Source organism: Pseudanabaena minima str. Chao 2107, from assembly GCF_051131155.1.
Classification (GTDB): domain Bacteria; phylum Cyanobacteriota; class Cyanobacteriia; order Pseudanabaenales; family Pseudanabaenaceae; genus Pseudanabaena; species Pseudanabaena minima.
On the sequence record NZ_CP159508.1, the window covers coordinates 1,777,413 to 1,792,957 of the forward strand.

Consider the following 15,545-nt stretch of genomic DNA (forward strand, 5'->3'; position numbering starts at 1 on the left):
AAACTGAAGCCCAAGGCGCTGTAGGATGTTTAAGCAGTGCAGAAATTTATGCATTACATCTTCAACCCACAACTCACAAATATTAGAAAAATTCAATGGCTTCCCAACTGCGCGTATATGTTCCACCCCATCCCATTATTCGGCATTGGCTCACGATCGCACGGGAGAAACATACTCCAGTTCCCCTATTTCGGACAGCGATGATTGAGATGGGTAAATGGCTAACCTATGAGGCAGTTCGTGAATTTTTACCTGTACAAGAGGTAAATGTAGAAACCCCCTTAGCAACTGCCTCAGGACAGTTGATCGATGGTTCCATTCCTTTAGCGATTGTGCCAATTTTACGCGCAGGGTTATCCATGCTCGAAGGTTGTCAAACTCTATTACCAACAGCAAATATTTACCATCTTGGGTTAGTGCGAAATGAAGAAACCCTTGAGGCTAGTTGTTATCTCAACCGTTTGCCAGAGAGACTTGAACCACAAACACGTATTTTTATCGTTGAGCCAATGATGGCTACAGGCGGCTCGATTATTACTACGCTGAAAATGTTGACAGAGAGAGGAGTCGATGCTTCCTTGATTCGGATTATTAATGCTCTCTGCGCTCCTCCAGCACTACAACTAATCAATCAACAATTTCCTGCCGTACAAATTTATTCAGGTTGTATTGATGAAGTTGTAAATGAGAAAGGATGGATTGTTCCTGGATTAGGAGATGCAGGCGATCGCTCATTTGGAACTGAGTAGTATCAAGTCACAAAAGTGTGATCATTGATCATACTTTTGTGACTTGAAAGCCCAATCCAATAAAGTTTTTAAAAACTAAAAGACCTCACTATGCGAGGTCTTTTAGTTAAACTGTAGCTGGAACTTTAATATTATCTTCCCATTTACGTGGAGGGCTAGCTCTACGAATATTTCTCCAGATTTGGGTTGCTGCTAGAGTCCCATCAGCTACAGCAATAGACACCTGATTCAACCCTTTCTTTAAATCACCTAGAGCAAAAATGCGATCGTGGCTGGTCTTACACATATCATTAGTGACAAGATTCTGACCATCCCATTCTAGCCCTTCGATACCCTTGAGATATTGGTTATGGTATATCGAACCCATGCCAACTAAACCCGTGGTCGCTTCCACAATTGTGCCATCGATAAGTTCTACTCCACTCAATTGATGGTTGTTACCATGAAATTTAGCGATCGGGGATTCATATAATGGATAGCCATGCTCGGCAAGCTTCTGCTTAGTCTTGTCACTCACTTCGCATAAACCATGAGTCAAAACAGAAATATAGGGAGTAAACCAATTTAATACAAAGGCAGCACCAATTTGCCCTTCTGTATTCGCAATCAAAACTGCTTTTTGATCCCACATATCAAAACCATCACAGATCATGCAGACATGAAGCGTGTAACCTGCATAATCATAAACATTCTGCATATCTTCCAATTGAGGCAAGTTATCAATAATTCCTGAAGCGGCAATTACATACTTGCTACGAAATATAGGATAAATACTATTGGTTTTACCGACTTTCACCTTCACTGCAAAGGTTTCGCCTTCATCAGTTACTTCTTCTACATAGCCTCGTAGATGATCGGCTCCCCAATCTAAGGATGTTTTGGTTGCATGATTTAAAATATCTCGACCTGGGGTGTGTGGGTCAAGTCCGACATAATTACGTAAATCTTGCATCCATAGAGATCGCCCTTTACCTTTTTCGATCACTAAGCACTTGAGCCCATAGCGAGCTAAATAGATCGCCGCCGATAAGCCGCCCATACCACCACCAACGACGATCGCATCGTAGACAGTATCAAGGCGTTCATTTAGATTTTTGCTAGAGAGTTTCATAGCCACCCCATTAAATTAAGTATGCCAGAATAGCTATTCTCACGTTGTAAGAATAGCTATTCTTAAAAATTAACCAACAAATGCTAAGCGTGGCGCAGATATACCAGTTGCTTCAGAACCTTTGAGGTAAGCCAACATTGTGTCAGCATCAGAAACTTCAAAAGGATCACTACCAGCATTATCAGAAAAACCTGGTTCTACAAAGATTTTTTCGATTTTGCAATCATTTACAAACATTGAATAGCGCCAAGAACGAAGTCCAAAGCCAATATTCGACTTGTCAACTAGCATCCCCATCTTGCGGGTAAATTCGCCAGAACCATCTGGGAGCAAGAATACATTCTTAGCACCAATTTCTTTGCCCCATTTGAACATGACGAAAGCATCATTAACGGAAATACAGATTACTGCATCAACACCTTGAGCTTTGAATTCTTCATAAAGCTCTTCGTAACGAGGCAAATGATTGGATGAGCAGGTAGGAGTAAATGCACCAGGTAGAGAGAAAACTACTACTTTTTTACCAGCAAAAAGATCTTGAGTGGTTTTGTCTTCCCAACGATAGGGATTAGGTCCTTCTACGGACTCATCACGCACACGAGTTTTAAAAACAACGTTTGGTACGGTTTCAATAACTGCCATATTTTTCTCTGGATTTAATGCTATTCAGAACAGATTTAAGAATAATTCTTATTTAGAAATTAGTCAATACCTATAGTTATTCAATTATTGAAAAAAGTTTAATAAACTTGTAGTTCTTAATTAGGAGTGGTATAGTGACGATCCAAGTAATCAAACAAGTAATTAAACGTACTAGTTACTCAGGAAATTTTTAAAAGCCGATCACTAAGTTTCTAAAAACGCAAATCTAGTCCATAAGAACTAGATTAGAAAATTTAGTGATAATTAGGAGGAGGGTTATATGCAAAAGCAAGCAGATCGGATTGTAGAAATCTTGAAATCTAAAGGGTTGCGGGTCACCCCACAGCGCTTTGCTGTTTATGCAAATTTACTTGAGCGCCAAGATCATCCAACCGCAGAGCAGATATTAAGTGATCTTAATCAAAATGCCCCCACATCATCTCAAGCAACTGTTTATCTTTCGCTTCAGACCTTGCGGGATGCTGGATTAGTGCGTGAAGTTTTATTAGAGCAAGGTGTATGTCGCTATGATGCCAATATAGAGCCACACCACCATTTTCGATGCAGATGTTGCGGTGAGATCGAGGATATTGCATGGAATAGCTTTGAGGGATTAGGCTTTCAACAAGTCCGCTCAGGCTTAAAAATTGATAGCTATGAAGTAACCGTCAATGGTTTGTGCGATCGCTGTCAAAGTTAACGTCAGTTCAACGAAAGCGAAAAAAGGTAAGAATTGCTTGGCGCTTCTTAACTTTTTCGCTATTTGCGGCGTGCAAAGCACGCCGCAAATACAGATGTAAAATCAGGGCTTCGCCGTATTGCGCCCAGTCTTTTAATCTTCCTCTGGTGTCAAATCTCCCATAAACCCCTCAGAGCGCATTTCATCAGGTGTAACTAACCGATCTTGGTTAGAAATATCACCTTCTTCATCTAGATCTTTAGCAGGTAAATTACCAGAGCGTAAATTTTCTTGATATAGCTCCGAAGACGATCGCTTTTTGCGTCGGGGACGACCAAGAGATTTTAAGCCAGCTTTGATACCCGCAAAGGCACTTTTGGTCGCGATGGTCGCATTAGAAGCACCTTGACGTACACCCTTGATGCCTTCATTTACTTGCTTCACTGCCTCACCCGCATTTTTTGCCCCTTGATTGAGTTCATCACTTAGCTCACTTAACTCCAGACCAGTCATACGGATTGCCTCAAGTGTTGCGGGCAACTCCCGCGTCAAGGTGTCAGCCAAGCGAATGATACTATTAGCAGCTTTTGCTAACTCCTGAAAAGTAGGTATTGCCGTTAGCAACAAAATCGTCAGACAAACGACCACCAATAAAAATGATAAACCTAGCAGAAAGATCGCTTCTGACATAATTTCCTATAGGTGCTTACTCTTTAAAGACTGTTTTAAGGACTTACTCTTCATCTTCATCGGCAACATCACGATCGCCTTCCATAAGCGAACTATTTGCTGAACTGCCCATTGATAATGCTAATTCTTCCTGTAACTTGCGACTAGCTTCTTGTCCTGTAGCGATCGCATCCTGTAGACGCACTAACGCCTCATCGATAGTACGTTGTGCTTTTTCAGTAAAGCGATCGGCTTGATACTGCACATTAGAGCCTAATTCTTCAGCTAGCTGAGGTAAATCTTGAGCCGATCTCTTCAAAACTTGACGAGTTTCTTTGCCCGATCGCGGCGCAAATAAAATGCCTACTGCCGCACCGATCACTGTACCTACCATTAATCCACCAAAAAATTTACCTGCGCCGTTTGACATTATGCTTGCTCCCTGACGACTTGCTGCCTGACGACTTTTTATTTGACTTGACGACTGGTTTATTTAGAGAGTTTGACACACCTTTCGATGCGTTTTTTCGCGACTGTTGCCAACGACTCCCTAAAAAGGATACACCACGTACCAGTACAGACAGCAATTTACGGATTTTCTCTAATTGGCTTTGCAATATTTGGTATTGTTTCCGCGCTATATCAACTCCGCCACGAGCAACTTCAATACTAGGGGTAGATACCTGTAAGCCATTTTCACAAGCATCTGTCCATCCATCTACAGTTTTTACGGTCGCTTCGAGCGCATTGCGGAATATCCAGACCTGCCATGAAGCCCACAGCAACGCTGCACTAAGTATTAACTGTATGGCGATCGCAATCCAAATCATTGTTTTTTAGCAAGGAATCATAGAATTTTTAAGATTTGTAATGTCAAGAGAAAAGTAGCATATGCTTCATTTTTTCCCAGTTCACACCTAAATATTGATAAAAGTTTTCACTGCCATGACAATCCTAATTCATTCATGATATTAAATGATTTGTAAGAAATGCTTAGGATTAACCTCTCGCAAACTATTTCGTCTAGCTATAGCAATCCTAAATGGTTTGTGGAAGGACACCCCTTCGGGGTGTCCTTCCACAAACAAAAAAATCCACAAATGATATAGGACTGCTATATATGGGCGAGTATATCAATCATGCAGTAAAGCTAATGCCAAACTAATGCCAAAAAATTGATACCAAAAACATCGTGACAGAATATGTCAGCAAAAGCCATGAATCCAAAAAAGGAACTCAAAATTTATTAAACTCGTCTCACAATATATAAATAAGTTATATTGGCAATTGATTGAGATGCACACAACAAAGTTGTCTAATAGTTCAGTGACACTTCTACACCCACACCCCTACCTGATCGTTCATGCAGATGAGGGGCAGCAAATGATTCCACTTATAAACGCAGATTTCTGGACAATTGGGAGGGGCTATGACAACTCAATTGTACTAACAGATAAATGGGTTTCACGCTACCATGCCACATTGCAAATCGTGGGAGCGTCCAAAAATGATGGCTTTGAATCCTCTATGAAAGGAGATCCTAAGACTCGTAATACTAATAATGAGTCTGGCAGCTTCTATCTCGTGGATTTTGGCAGCCGCAATGGTTCTTTCATGCGTGGACAAAGGATCACCTTTCCCATTTTGTTAAAAAGTGGCGATCGCATGACCATTGGCAAAACGGATATAGACTTTTTCTCACCCCATAAACGTGAGCCACATCGCCCACCTAGTGAGCATATGCGGTTATTCCAACAGCCTACAGCCCCTGTTTCTCGAACAACACTCACCCCTTCCGAAGAGCGAGTTTTTTGGCAAGTTGTCCAAGGCTTTACTAATAAAGAAATTGGCAAACGTCTGCAAATCAGTCCTCGCACTGTGCAGACTCACCTTAGTAGCATTATGACTAAGCTGAATCTGGAGAATCGTTCACAGATTGTGCGCTACGCCTTTGAGCAAAGTTATCGTCCTAGTGGTGGTGATAGCTGTGACAACACCGATGGCAGTAGTAATTAGACCTAAGAAAAGGGTAATACTCCACATTACCCTTTTCTCAAAATAAGACTTGAACTAATTCACAAAACTGCGACAACACCCTTGTGAATTATAGCTACCTACGTATCAGGACAAATCAAAAACCAAATAGTGTGAGGCGGCGTTTTGCGCCGCCTCACACTATTTGGTTTTTAGAATGGCGACAGCTATAAAAGCATAAAACGGCATAGCCGTTTTGTGTTTTGGCATTAAATATTAAGAAAGCCCTTTCAGGTTACCTTCTCAAGCTTTTTTTGTGTCTAGAATATATAAATTAGCGTTATTTTATCCAGACCCATTAAAACATGCTCGATCTCAAAGTAATTCTGCCGATCTTGACCATCTTGTTTACAGTTAGTTGTTTGTTCTTCGGCACTCGTAATGGCTTTTACGACACCGATAAGTATCATGGCAATGGCTCGGCTCATTAAAAAATAAAGCGGCGTGATGCGCCGCTTTATTTTTTATTTGTGTATAAAAACATGCGGTCAATATGTTAGGCTAGACTGTCTAAAAGCTAACACCTTCAGAAAACATGGCGATCGCCATATACTGTACTCAGAGACTACTGAGAAACGGAAACCGCCTATGCAGTCGATCTGTCTAAGAAGTTAAATAAATTTACTTTTTTAGATAAGTGGCGAAATCCCAGCAATGGGGACAACTAGGAATGCCCAATCGTGAGGTTGGGAAGCCCGCACGGTAATGCCTAAATTTAATAATTTGGCATTTAGTGTCGAGTTTATGTCACGTACACTTCAAAACACGTTTAAAGTTTTTATCATGGCACTGTTGCAAGAACGCAAACTAGAAATCTTCTCTGAATATCAAAAGCACCCTACAGACACTGGCTCCTCAGATGTTCAAGTTGCATTATTGACCGAGCGCGTCACCCAGTTGACTACACACCTCAAGCTACACCCTAAAGATTTCTCATCTCGCCGTAGTTTGCTCAAGATCATTGGTCAACGTAAGCGCTTACTCGCTTACGTTCGTAGTCAAGATCGTGCTCATTACAAACAGCTAATCCAAAGTCTAGGTGTGAGAGGCTAGACTTCACAGTCTAGGGGCGACTTGCTTCACACTGTCAAAAAGTGAAAACAAAGAAGCTAAAGTTAAGGAGCAACAGTGAGTAAACCGACCACAGAACGTATTCCTTTTGAGCCAAATAATCGCAATAAGAAAGTAAAAGAAGCTAAAAAGCCTCAACCTACTCCTCCTATAGTTGCGAAAAAAAGTAGTGTTACAACCTCATCAGATGTCAAACGTGGTAATTCTCTGGGCATACCTGATGAGGTAAATCGTCGAATGATTCGACGAGCTGCTCTTTTCTGTGGTATTCCCACAGGTTTGGGACTAACAACTTTTATTGTTAGTTACTTTCTGGTTAGCAAACACATAGTTGATTTACCAACTTCAGCAGTTGTTTTACTCAGTATGTTGTTTCTGGGAATTGGAGTTGTGGGACTCAGCTACGGAGCTATCTCTGCGTCTTGGGATGAAGGACGGGTTGGTAGTTGGTGGGGCAACGAAGAATTCAAGAAAAATTTTGGCTATTTAACTGAAGCTTGGAAAGCTCAGAAACAAATAGTCAAAGCTAATAAAAAATAACAATCAAACAAAAAAGAGACTCGCTTGGCGAGTCTCTTTTTTATTTGAGTACTCGTTGCAAAATTGTCTCGTGGGTTAAACCTTCGGCAAGCAATGAATCAACAATTTGGAGCCTTTCGGGTAAGCCAATGATATAGGTATTGCCTGTAGCACCTAATGACTCGCAGGTTGTTTGGACTGCTAATAATTCTCGACCTGTTAAGCGTGTGAAGAACGAAGTTAGAATCCCCGCCTCTAAATAGCCTGTCGGTAAAGTGTTGCCAGTGATGGCTCGCACATATGGAGAATTATAGGTTTTGATGAGAATAAAACCTTGAGCTTGATATTGAGGGTCGAATTCAAATTTCCCCCAGCCATGGGTTTGCCAACATGCCTTTAAACTTTGAATGAAGGTAATCATATCCATTTCGGCAAGTGACTGTGAATAGTATTCTTCAAGCGACTCGGTAAAGCGTGTATAGAAGTTTTTCCCCCACCACTTGCCACAGTTAAATAGAACTAACCTTGATGCCTGACCAGTTTCTTTAGCTAAACCTGCATAAAGTGACGAGATTAATGTTTCAGGAACTGCTATCAAGCGATCGCCACGTCGATTTTCTAGCAGCCCAATTTCTAGATCCCCTTTGACGTAGGAGTTATAGTCAAAAAAGTTAGAAGGGATGCGATTTTCCTTGATGAGATCGGCGACAGAAATCATAGTGGTTTATCTCTAGTAGATGAGCGTGACTTGGGCGGCGGTAATCAAAGGCTGGATCAAAGCAAGTTGCGTAGGGCTAAACTGTTGGCGCAATCCTTGGTTTAGTAATTTGTAGAGAGTTTCATTGAGGCGACGCATATCACGCATAGACATGATCCCTTCCAACCAATTCAGCAATCTTTGCTTTAAAAAATTTTCATCATTGAGTAGCATAGCCATTGAGCTATAGCGCAATACCAAAATTAAATTTTTAATCCCAGTTTCCAAGTCTGCATCGGTTACATTTGGTAATTCGGCAGGGACTTGGTCAGCAACAGCTTGCAAAAGGTCAATTTCACGATCGCGAATTAGTTTATAAAGTTTTAAGCGATCTGGCAATGAACTAATGTAACTTTCCATCAGTCCTAGCTCATCGGTCGCGAGATAGCGATCTTGTGCTTGGTTAATTAGTTCTTGAATCTTCGGCATCATCATAGTTCTTATATCGCTTTAAAAGAATTTAGAAATATCATCAAGAAAGTCTTCAAGGGTTTCATTACTTTCATCAATAGGATTACTACTAGGCTTGAGTTCTACTGCTGTAGAAGCAATGTCAGGAATTCCTGTCCAAGAAATTGCCCGAAAATACTCTCTAACGGACATTAAAAAGCTTAAAGCTGGAGTGCCTTTACCGTTATTGCTTGATACAGGAGCGATTGCCCGATTATCCCAATTTACACTCTGCCAAAAACTGCGTAATGGCTGTAACCGCCAATCTGAGGTACTCATTTCAGGAATTCTCCATTTCGCAAACGGCCTTCGATGTCACGAGTCGTCGCCCCTTCATTGAGCCAAAAAGAAGCTGCATCAATGCGATTTTTACCGCCAAGTAAAAATTTACAGTAATTTTCTCCCATCGAATAGCATTGAATCTCAATACATTCCAGCTCTTTATTAACTAAGTGCGTAAAGAATCCTGAGAATAAACCTGCATACAAGTGACAAACAGGTTTGCCAACATCACCAAGGCTACGAGCAACAGCCGAGTCAAACACACTGATGAACATAAACCCTTGTTTGCGATCGCTCATGTCTACCTGCCAGCGCCCCCAACCCTGTGATGTAAAGGGCCACCACCAAGTTTCTAGCAAGAAAGGCAAGTTAGTTTGACGAATACTGCGTCCAAAATCACGTTCAAACCATTTTGTAAAAAATAATGCATCTTGCAACCCCCATTCACAACCAATCGAATACATAACAGCCGCCGAAGCGTCTCCCACTTCATCTTCTAATCCTTCCTGTAGCCCAATGATAAAATCTTCACTGGTAAGTATATTTCTTGCCCCATTCCAGTCTTCGATGATTCCTTTCTCCAAATCAGGCTGCAAAAAATCTTGCAAACTATAGTGATTATTTTTTCTTTTCGCTCTGGTTGCGCTATTTGGACGATCTACAGCAACAGTCATAAGTAAATACTCCTATCCAAAAAATTATTGAATTCAAAGCTAGTCTTGAGAATACGTACCTGAGGATCAACAGATTTAACAAATGTTTTTTGGCGTTAATCCAGCTATTTAAAGATATTTAATCTGATGATCTGAAATAATCTGATTTTCTACTCAAAGACATCGGCTCTTTTCGTATTTGCCAATTGTTCACCAACACTGAAATTGGTATTTTCTAGTTGACGAACAACCGATCTGGTAATTAGTTGTCCAACTTCGACTAATGTCTGACCAGTAATCGGGCTAAGAAGCGCTTTTTCACATCGTCGCCCAATTAAAGCTTCGATATCTTGGATAGATTGAACATACATACCTACAGGCAGTTCAACGACAACACCTTCACCCATAACTTTAGCTTGACAAGCAAGTCTAGAGTTAGGTTTGCAAGTGGTAATGACCTCTAAGGTGCGCTGCTCGCGTTTACCCATAGGGCTAAGCGAAGACATACCATCTTGGATATAAACATGGCAGGTCGCACACATGCCACGACCACCACATTCTTTTAAAATACTTAGCTCGTCTCCCATTAAGCCAGATAGTAATGCACCATTCGTTGCAATATCTGCTACTTGGGCAATAGGCTCAATCCTTACACGCTTAGCCATTATTAGCTTGCCTCTACAATTGTTCCCCTTAATATTAAAGATCAGTTTAGCTCATTTAAGGTGTATGCATAGACTAGTTCCCGCCAAATTGCCTACTCTAGTGAAATGTAAAGCATCTCAATTATGTTTATATAATTTATTTCAAATTAAAAAATGGCTATGCCATTTTTTAATTTGAAATAAATTACTGGGTTTAGTTCTTAAATTAGAAAAGAGTTGTCACACTTTTGTGAATTTTCATTAGATTGTTGATGGCGCAGCAAAGTCCCTAAAGTAGGATTTGTCTTTGACGATCGCTAAGACAGTCTTGTTCTAGCATTTGATCGAAATTACGGATTACTTGTTTACAACGCTTTATATAAGCGGATACCCATGCTTGAATTTGTTGAATTTGCTCTGGGGTGCAAGCGATCGCTACTTGTTTTGGATGTGATATTTGCCCACTGCGATCAATTTCAAATTCGGCTAACCAAGATGAAGTAGGGCGACTAGATTTCCAATAATTTGTAACTACGACTTTACCTAAATATTGGGTTGTAAAGTGACTTAGTTTATTTAAAGCAGATAAAAGTTCATCTAACTTATACTCTTGCGGGTCATTTTTCGCTGATACTGGCTTAGTAGGACTATCAGTAACTTTTGTAGGGTTATTGTTAGGTACAGACTTATTCGTAGGTGCTGATCTAGAAGATGTGGCAGCAGATGCAGGAGGTGTTTGAGGTTTATTTGTGTTTGATTGAGTCCGTACTGCATTACTTGCAGTTGAACTAGCTCTTAAGTTGATATTGCTTGCAGTCGTACTTGCTCTTGTACTAGGGGTAGCATTTGGTTGTTTGTCAGGTTGGTGTCTTGAGTTGACTGAGCTAGAGGACGTAGTAGATGCAATTTCCTCAGAATTAGGATGGTCAACGTTAGTAAAGCCCTGTGGTTTTGATGGTTCTTGCCTCGTCGCTTGATTAGTTGCATTAGGCGCTCTGTCATTCCAATTTGAGCTTGGTAAAGAATGCTGAGTTACTGAACCTAATAAGAGCTTAAAGTATGCGACTGTGTTGTATGTATCTGTTTCAATCAAATATTTGATTTTGGTAATACCCCGCCTGTAGTCAACCAATTTAAGGTCGCTATCTGTAAGTACTAGTAGTACTAGCCCATGCGTTAACTTGTAAATAAAAACAACATGACCAGCAAAGTGAAACTCAAAGGATTCAAACCCTTCTGGTACATTCTCAACAACTTGCAGTACTCCTTGACCTAAGGCTTGTTTTGTCCGATCTAATACGGCATCCAATCCGAAGAAATAAGGACGCATACGGCGGTTTGTGAGGGCAATCCCCACAACTCCTGCTAAATGCAAAAAATCTTGAATAACCTCCCGACTCATCTTTTCTCACGCTGCTTCTATGATCGACATACCGTTCACCCTAGACCAATTACGCATTCTCAAGGCGATCGCTGCTGAGGGTAGCTTCAAACGCGCCGCCGATAGTCTTTATGTGTCCCAACCCGCCGTTAGTTTGCAAGTCCAGCACCTAGAGCGTCAGCTAGATGTGCCATTGTTTGATCGCGGGGGGCGAAGAGCACAGTTGACGGAGGCGGGGCAATTATTACTCTCCTATGGCGATCGCATTTTAAGCCTTTGCCAAGAAACCTGTCGCGCCATTGATGATTTACAAAATTTAAATGGTGGGACTCTAATTATAGGTGCTAGTCAAACTACTGGAACCTATCTCATGCCACAAATGATTGGTTTATTTCGTAAGAAATATCCAGAAGTCTCGGTTCAGCTCCATGTCCATTCTACAAGGCGAACGGCTTGGAGTGTAGCCAATGGGCAAGTGGATTTGGCAATAATTGGTGGTGAAATTCCTGCGGATTTACTAGACTCTCTAGAGATTACACCTTATGCCGAAGATGAACTAGCGCTAATTCTACCAACTTCCCATCCTCTAGCTCAGGTGGGATCATTGCCGATTGAAGAGTTGTATAAGTTGCAATTTATTACTCTTGATTCACAGTCAACTATTCGTAAAGCAATTGATCGTGTGCTGTTGGATAGTGGGGTTGATCCACGACAGTTAACGATCGCCATGGAGTTAAATTCAATTGAGGCGATTAAAAATGCAGTACAGGCAGGTTTAGGGGCTGCATTTTTGTCGGTCACAGCGATCGAAAAGGAGCTGCAAATGGGGGCATTGCAGCAGGTTCGGATTGATGGGGTGGTAATCAAGCGAATGTTGTTACAAATTCGTAATCCTAATCGTTATCGCTCTAAGGCAACTGAGGCTTTTTGTAATGAGGTATTACCGTTCTTTCGAGATAAGCCTTAACAAAAGATGGCGCTTTGCGCCATCTTTTGTTTGAAAGCGATCGCGTTACAATAGTAGCCCGCATATATCGCAAGAATCGCAAGAAGCAGCTTCTTGCGATATGCACGTTTTACTTTTTACTTTCTAACTGTCACCATGAGCTACTTCCGCCCCGCTATTGACGCAATGACTGGCTACGTTCCTGGAGAACAACCAAAGTCGGGCATCAAGGTCATTAAACTCAATACTAATGAGAATCCCTATCCTCCATCGCCCAAGGCGATCGCTGCTTTGCAAACTATCGATAGTGATTCATTGCGGCGTTATCCTGATCCCTTTGCCCATGAGTTTTGTCAAGCGGTAAGTGAGGCTCTGGGTGTGCCTAAGGATTGGGTAATTGTGGGCAATGGCAGTGATGATGTTTTAAATATTTTGATCAGGGCTTGTGCGGAAGGTCGCGATCGCAAGGTGGTTTATCCAATGCCGACCTATGTGCTTTATCGCACCCTAGCAGCAATGCAGCCATCAGAGACGGTAGAAATCCCCTATGGTGAAAATTTTCAGTTGCCCATTGATGAACTTGTAGCCGCCAATGGTGCTGTAACTTTTATTGCTTCACCCAATAGTCCGTCAGGACATATCGTACCGCTTGATGATTTACGTCAATTGGCAAAAAGAGTTTCAGGTATTGTGGCGATCGATGAGGCATATGTCGATTTTGCGGAATACTCGGCTTTGCCCTTGGTGCAAGAATTTGACAATGTGATTGTGTTACGCACTTTGTCCAAAGGTTATTCTTTAGCAGGGTTGCGTCTAGGCTTTGGTATTGCCAATCCCAAGCTTTTGTCTGGGCTATTTAAGGTTAAGGACAGCTATAACATTGATGCCGTAGCGATCGCTGTGGGGACTGCGGCGATGCGCGATCAAGAATCCAAAAATGCTAATGCTGAAAAAGTCAAAATCTCACGGACTAAACTTGCTGTAGATCTAAAAAATCTTGACTATACTGTGCTAGAGTCACACGGTAATTTTGTGCTTGCCACTCCACCAAAAGGCAATGCTGAAGAGATTTATTTAAAACTCAAAGAATCTGGCATTTTAGTCCGCTATTTCAATCAAGCTGGACTAGCTGATAAGTTACGCATTACCGTCGGTACTAACGAACAAAATCAATCTCTAATTGATCTGTTATCCATTCTTTAGCCTTTTCTAATTTGCTTATGAGCTACTTCTTATGACAGAGATTAACATTAATATTAAAAATCTAGGTCAAATTAAAAGTGCAAATATAGATCTTAATGATCTAACTCTTTTTGTCGGTGCTCAAGCCACAGGGAAGAGTATCTTATTGCAGCTCATAAAATTAGTATTTGATGGCGAGAATATCGGAAATACTCTTATGAAATATGGATATCATTGGGAACAAGATATATCCAATTTCAATGAGATTTATTTCGGTGAAGGAATGCGTAACCTGTGGAGCGATAAGACAGAAGTAAGTATTGAGGGTAAAGCTAGATATCTAGATGATATATTACTGAATGAACTAGGAATTGATGAACCTGAATGTCTATTTTTTATGCCTGCTCAACGTGTGTTAACTCTTGAAAAGGGATGGCCGCGTTCATTTAATGATTTTGAAACTGGAGATCCCTATGTTGTTCGTAATTTTAGTGAACATCTTCGCCTACTAATGCAACAAGGATTTAGCAAAAAAGACAATGCTATTTTCCCTCAAACAGGACGACTCCAACAAGAGATAAGTGATGCGCTTAATGCCAGTATTTTTCATGGCGCTAAAGTTGAATTAAATACAGTTGAAATGCGTAAACGCATTCAAATTAATGTTAATGGTAATTTGTTGCCATTTATGGCTTGGTCGGCTGGGCAAAGAGAATTTATGCCCTTACTTTTAGGGCTTTATTGGCTAATGCCCATATCAAATTTAAAAAGAGAAAATGTTTATGTTGTTATTGAAGAACCAGAAATGGGTTTACATCCCCGTGCAATTTTATCCGTTATTTTAGTGTGTTTAGAGCTTTTACATCGAGGCTACCGTTTACTTATTTCTACCCATTCACCTGTTCTTTTAGAAGCAGTTTGGGCAATTCGCAACTTACAGAATAATAACTCTGATGTTAAATATCTCTATCAACTGTTTGATTTAAAACCATCACCACCTATTACTGAACTGTTTGAAAATATCCTCAAAAACAAGGAATTTTCTACCTATTACTTCGATCAAAAAGAAGATGGTGTTGAGGTTCGTGATATTTCATCATTAGATCCATTTGATGAAGACTTGTCAACTGCTGATTGGGGTGGTTTAACTAGTTTTAGTAGTAGAGCATCTGAAGTGGTTTCTCAAGCAGTTCAAGACACACTTTAAATTTTAAAAATGAGTTTTAAAGAAGCAATTTCTGCAACACCTTTACTAAAAGATGCTTATAGAAATGGGTTGCAAGCGTTAGGAAATTATAGTAACAAGGTCAGACCATCTGACACAAAAAAGTGTGAAGGTAGTGTCGATATTGATACTGCTGTTAAGGATATTTACCGTAATGCTTCACGTTGGGATTATGCAATTGGCTATGACGGAACAACATATTTTATTGAGGTGCATAGCGCTGATACATCTGAGGTTACATCGGTTTTAAAAAAATTTAGCTGGTTAAAAGAATTTTTAGTGACAGATGCTCCTGAATTAAATCAACAGCCAAAAAAGCGTTTTTATTGGATTAGTTCAGGTGGTAATAATATTTTAAAAGGAAGTCCCCAAGCACGAAAATTAGCCTCATCAGGAATTACGCTTGATCGGCAACTTAGTTTATAAAAAATGGAGAATAGGAGGCTCGAACCCCTGACCTCTGCGGTGCGATCGCAGCACTCTACCAACTGAGCTAATTCCCCAACAGGCTATATATACTAGCATATTTGATAAAAAAGGCGGCGCGTTGC

21 protein-coding genes and 1 tRNA gene are annotated in these 15,545 nt (G+C 40.7%); 10 read left to right on the top strand and 12 right to left on the bottom strand.

Translation table 11 applies throughout. The features are described from left to right. Positions 1–95 precede the first annotated feature (95 nt). Complete coding sequence (upp, locus tag ABM313_RS07795; protein WP_434687085.1) at positions 96–749, top strand: uracil phosphoribosyltransferase; 654 nt, start codon at positions 96–98, stop codon at positions 747–749. A gap of 106 nt (positions 750–855) precedes the next feature. Here the strand turns inward: upp and ABM313_RS07800 are convergent, their stop codons facing one another. Then, positions 856–1,860: an NAD(P)/FAD-dependent oxidoreductase gene (locus ABM313_RS07800; protein ID WP_434687086.1), complete on the bottom strand. Its 1,005-nt coding sequence runs from the start codon at positions 1,858–1,860 to the stop codon at positions 856–858. Positions 1,861–1,929: 69 nt separating this feature from the next. After that, positions 1,930–2,502, bottom strand: coding sequence for a peroxiredoxin (locus tag ABM313_RS07805; protein ID WP_434687087.1), 573 nt, complete (start codon positions 2,500–2,502; stop codon positions 1,930–1,932). 280 nt (positions 2,503–2,782) lie between these two features. On the opposite strand from ABM313_RS07805, the gene ABM313_RS07810 reads away from it, so the two are divergent. Further along, positions 2,783–3,202 carry a Fur family transcriptional regulator gene (locus ABM313_RS07810; RefSeq protein ID WP_434687088.1) on the top strand — a complete coding sequence of 140 codons (420 nt, stop codon included), beginning with the start codon at positions 2,783–2,785 and terminating at the stop codon, positions 3,200–3,202. A 132-nt stretch (positions 3,203–3,334) separates the two neighbouring features. Here the strand turns inward: ABM313_RS07810 and ABM313_RS07815 are convergent, their stop codons facing one another. From ABM313_RS07815 to ABM313_RS07825, 3 genes are read right to left on the bottom strand one after another with little or no spacing between them, the layout of a single operon-like run. Next, positions 3,335–3,871 carry a DUF948 domain-containing protein gene (locus ABM313_RS07815; RefSeq protein ID WP_434687089.1) on the bottom strand — a complete coding sequence of 179 codons (537 nt, stop codon included), beginning with the start codon at positions 3,869–3,871 and terminating at the stop codon, positions 3,335–3,337. Between the two features lie 43 nt (positions 3,872–3,914). Continuing rightward, positions 3,915–4,280 (bottom strand): YtxH domain-containing protein, encoded by a 366-nt coding sequence (locus ABM313_RS07820; RefSeq protein WP_434687090.1) that lies wholly within the window; start codon positions 4,278–4,280, stop codon positions 3,915–3,917. After that, positions 4,261–4,680 (bottom strand): hypothetical protein, encoded by a 420-nt coding sequence (locus tag ABM313_RS07825; RefSeq protein WP_434687091.1) that lies wholly within the window; start codon positions 4,678–4,680, stop codon positions 4,261–4,263. Before ABM313_RS07825 ends, ABM313_RS07820 begins: the two co-directional genes overlap by 20 nt. A 466-nt stretch (positions 4,681–5,146) precedes the next feature. On the opposite strand from ABM313_RS07825, the gene ABM313_RS07830 reads away from it, so the two are divergent. The 4 genes from ABM313_RS07830 to ABM313_RS07845 all read left to right on the top strand — a co-directional run bounded on the left by ABM313_RS07830 (position 5,147) and on the right by ABM313_RS07845 (position 7,495). Then, positions 5,147–5,866: a LuxR C-terminal-related transcriptional regulator gene (locus ABM313_RS07830; protein WP_434687092.1), complete on the top strand. Its 720-nt coding sequence runs from the start codon at positions 5,147–5,149 to the stop codon at positions 5,864–5,866. Between the two features lie 323 nt (positions 5,867–6,189). Then, the gene (locus ABM313_RS07835) at positions 6,190–6,315 is read left to right on the top strand and encodes a hypothetical protein (RefSeq protein ID WP_094532164.1); all 126 of its coding nucleotides are present in this window, start codon (positions 6,190–6,192) and stop codon (positions 6,313–6,315) included. A gap of 352 nt (positions 6,316–6,667) precedes the next feature. After that, the gene (gene rpsO / locus ABM313_RS07840; RefSeq protein WP_094532188.1) at positions 6,668–6,937 is read left to right on the top strand and encodes a 30S ribosomal protein S15; all 270 of its coding nucleotides are present in this window, start codon (positions 6,668–6,670) and stop codon (positions 6,935–6,937) included. A gap of 75 nt (positions 6,938–7,012) precedes the next feature. Continuing rightward, positions 7,013–7,495, top strand: coding sequence for a PAM68 family protein (locus tag ABM313_RS07845; RefSeq protein WP_434687093.1), 483 nt, complete (start codon positions 7,013–7,015; stop codon positions 7,493–7,495). Positions 7,496–7,535: 40 nt separating this feature from the next. Here ABM313_RS07845 and ABM313_RS07850 read toward each other — a convergent pair whose 3' ends face one another. From ABM313_RS07850 to ABM313_RS07875, 6 genes are all read right to left on the bottom strand, one after another. After that, entirely contained in the window at positions 7,536–8,192 is a 657-nt protein-coding gene (locus ABM313_RS07850) for a V4R domain-containing protein (protein ID WP_434687094.1), read from the bottom strand. Positions 8,193–8,204: 12 nt separating this feature from the next. Beyond that, positions 8,205–8,666, bottom strand: coding sequence for a hypothetical protein (locus ABM313_RS07855; RefSeq protein WP_434687096.1), 462 nt, complete (start codon positions 8,664–8,666; stop codon positions 8,205–8,207). Between the two features lie 15 nt (positions 8,667–8,681). Beyond that, on the bottom strand, positions 8,682–8,960 hold the full coding sequence (locus ABM313_RS07860) for a hypothetical protein (RefSeq protein WP_434687097.1): 279 nt from the start codon (positions 8,958–8,960) through the stop codon (positions 8,682–8,684). Then, positions 8,957–9,637, bottom strand: a complete 681-nt coding sequence (locus ABM313_RS07865) for a V4R domain-containing protein (RefSeq protein ID WP_434687098.1) — start codon at positions 9,635–9,637, stop codon at positions 8,957–8,959. The genes ABM313_RS07860 and ABM313_RS07865 overlap by 4 nt, the downstream gene beginning before the upstream one ends. A 149-nt stretch (positions 9,638–9,786) precedes the next feature. Next, a complete protein-coding gene (locus ABM313_RS07870; RefSeq protein ID WP_190576025.1) occupies positions 9,787–10,281 on the bottom strand; it encodes a 2Fe-2S iron-sulfur cluster-binding protein in 495 nt (164 codons plus the stop codon). A 268-nt stretch (positions 10,282–10,549) separates the two neighbouring features. Next, on the bottom strand, positions 10,550–11,662 hold the full coding sequence (locus ABM313_RS07875) for a hypothetical protein (RefSeq protein ID WP_434687099.1): 1,113 nt from the start codon (positions 11,660–11,662) through the stop codon (positions 10,550–10,552). 19 nt (positions 11,663–11,681) lie between these two features. Between ABM313_RS07875 and ABM313_RS07880 the strand changes: the two genes are divergently transcribed. The 4 genes from ABM313_RS07880 to ABM313_RS07895 all read left to right on the top strand — a co-directional run bounded on the left by ABM313_RS07880 (position 11,682) and on the right by ABM313_RS07895 (position 15,420). Beyond that, complete coding sequence (locus ABM313_RS07880) at positions 11,682–12,608, top strand: LysR family transcriptional regulator (protein ID WP_190576029.1); 927 nt, start codon at positions 11,682–11,684, stop codon at positions 12,606–12,608. A gap of 135 nt (positions 12,609–12,743) precedes the next feature. Further along, on the top strand, positions 12,744–13,790 hold the full coding sequence (gene hisC / locus ABM313_RS07885) for a histidinol-phosphate transaminase (protein ID WP_434687100.1): 1,047 nt from the start codon (positions 12,744–12,746) through the stop codon (positions 13,788–13,790). A gap of 31 nt (positions 13,791–13,821) precedes the next feature. Further along, positions 13,822–14,976 carry an AAA family ATPase gene (locus ABM313_RS07890; protein WP_434687101.1) on the top strand — a complete coding sequence of 385 codons (1,155 nt, stop codon included), beginning with the start codon at positions 13,822–13,824 and terminating at the stop codon, positions 14,974–14,976. A 9-nt stretch (positions 14,977–14,985) separates the two neighbouring features. Further along, entirely contained in the window at positions 14,986–15,420 is a 435-nt protein-coding gene (locus ABM313_RS07895) for a hypothetical protein (RefSeq protein ID WP_434687102.1), read from the top strand. Positions 15,421–15,424: 4 nt separating this feature from the next. On the opposite strand, the gene ABM313_RS07900 is transcribed toward ABM313_RS07895, so the two are convergent. Continuing rightward, a tRNA-Ala gene (locus ABM313_RS07900) sits at positions 15,425–15,497 on the bottom strand. Positions 15,498–15,545: the final 48 nt, after the last annotated feature.

Coding starts and splice junctions, on each gene's coding strand:
- upp (WP_434687085.1), top strand. CDS start 96: ATGGCTTCCCAACTGCGCGTATATGTTCCACCCCATCCCATTATTCGG.
- ABM313_RS07800 (WP_434687086.1), bottom strand. CDS start 1,860: ATGAAACTCTCTAGCAAAAATCTAAATGAACGCCTTGATACTGTCTAC.
- ABM313_RS07805 (WP_434687087.1), bottom strand. CDS start 2,502: ATGGCAGTTATTGAAACCGTACCAAACGTTGTTTTTAAAACTCGTGTG.
- ABM313_RS07810 (WP_434687088.1), top strand. CDS start 2,783: ATGCAAAAGCAAGCAGATCGGATTGTAGAAATCTTGAAATCTAAAGGG.
- ABM313_RS07815 (WP_434687089.1), bottom strand. CDS start 3,871: ATGTCAGAAGCGATCTTTCTGCTAGGTTTATCATTTTTATTGGTGGTC.
- ABM313_RS07820 (WP_434687090.1), bottom strand. CDS start 4,280: ATGTCAAACGGCGCAGGTAAATTTTTTGGTGGATTAATGGTAGGTACA.
- ABM313_RS07825 (WP_434687091.1), bottom strand. CDS start 4,680: ATGATTTGGATTGCGATCGCCATACAGTTAATACTTAGTGCAGCGTTG.
- ABM313_RS07830 (WP_434687092.1), top strand. CDS start 5,147: ATGCACACAACAAAGTTGTCTAATAGTTCAGTGACACTTCTACACCCA.
- ABM313_RS07835 (WP_094532164.1), top strand. CDS start 6,190: ATGCTCGATCTCAAAGTAATTCTGCCGATCTTGACCATCTTGTTTACA.
- rpsO (WP_094532188.1), top strand. CDS start 6,668: ATGGCACTGTTGCAAGAACGCAAACTAGAAATCTTCTCTGAATATCAA.
- ABM313_RS07850 (WP_434687094.1), bottom strand. CDS start 8,192: ATGATTTCTGTCGCCGATCTCATCAAGGAAAATCGCATCCCTTCTAAC.
- ABM313_RS07855 (WP_434687096.1), bottom strand. CDS start 8,666: ATGATGATGCCGAAGATTCAAGAACTAATTAACCAAGCACAAGATCGC.
- ABM313_RS07860 (WP_434687097.1), bottom strand. CDS start 8,960: ATGAGTACCTCAGATTGGCGGTTACAGCCATTACGCAGTTTTTGGCAG.
- ABM313_RS07865 (WP_434687098.1), bottom strand. CDS start 9,637: ATGACTGTTGCTGTAGATCGTCCAAATAGCGCAACCAGAGCGAAAAGA.
- ABM313_RS07870 (WP_190576025.1), bottom strand. CDS start 10,281: ATGGCTAAGCGTGTAAGGATTGAGCCTATTGCCCAAGTAGCAGATATT.
- ABM313_RS07875 (WP_434687099.1), bottom strand. CDS start 11,662: ATGAGTCGGGAGGTTATTCAAGATTTTTTGCATTTAGCAGGAGTTGTG.
- ABM313_RS07880 (WP_190576029.1), top strand. CDS start 11,682: ATGATCGACATACCGTTCACCCTAGACCAATTACGCATTCTCAAGGCG.
- hisC (WP_434687100.1), top strand. CDS start 12,744: ATGAGCTACTTCCGCCCCGCTATTGACGCAATGACTGGCTACGTTCCT.
- ABM313_RS07890 (WP_434687101.1), top strand. CDS start 13,822: ATGACAGAGATTAACATTAATATTAAAAATCTAGGTCAAATTAAAAGT.
- ABM313_RS07895 (WP_434687102.1), top strand. CDS start 14,986: ATGAGTTTTAAAGAAGCAATTTCTGCAACACCTTTACTAAAAGATGCT.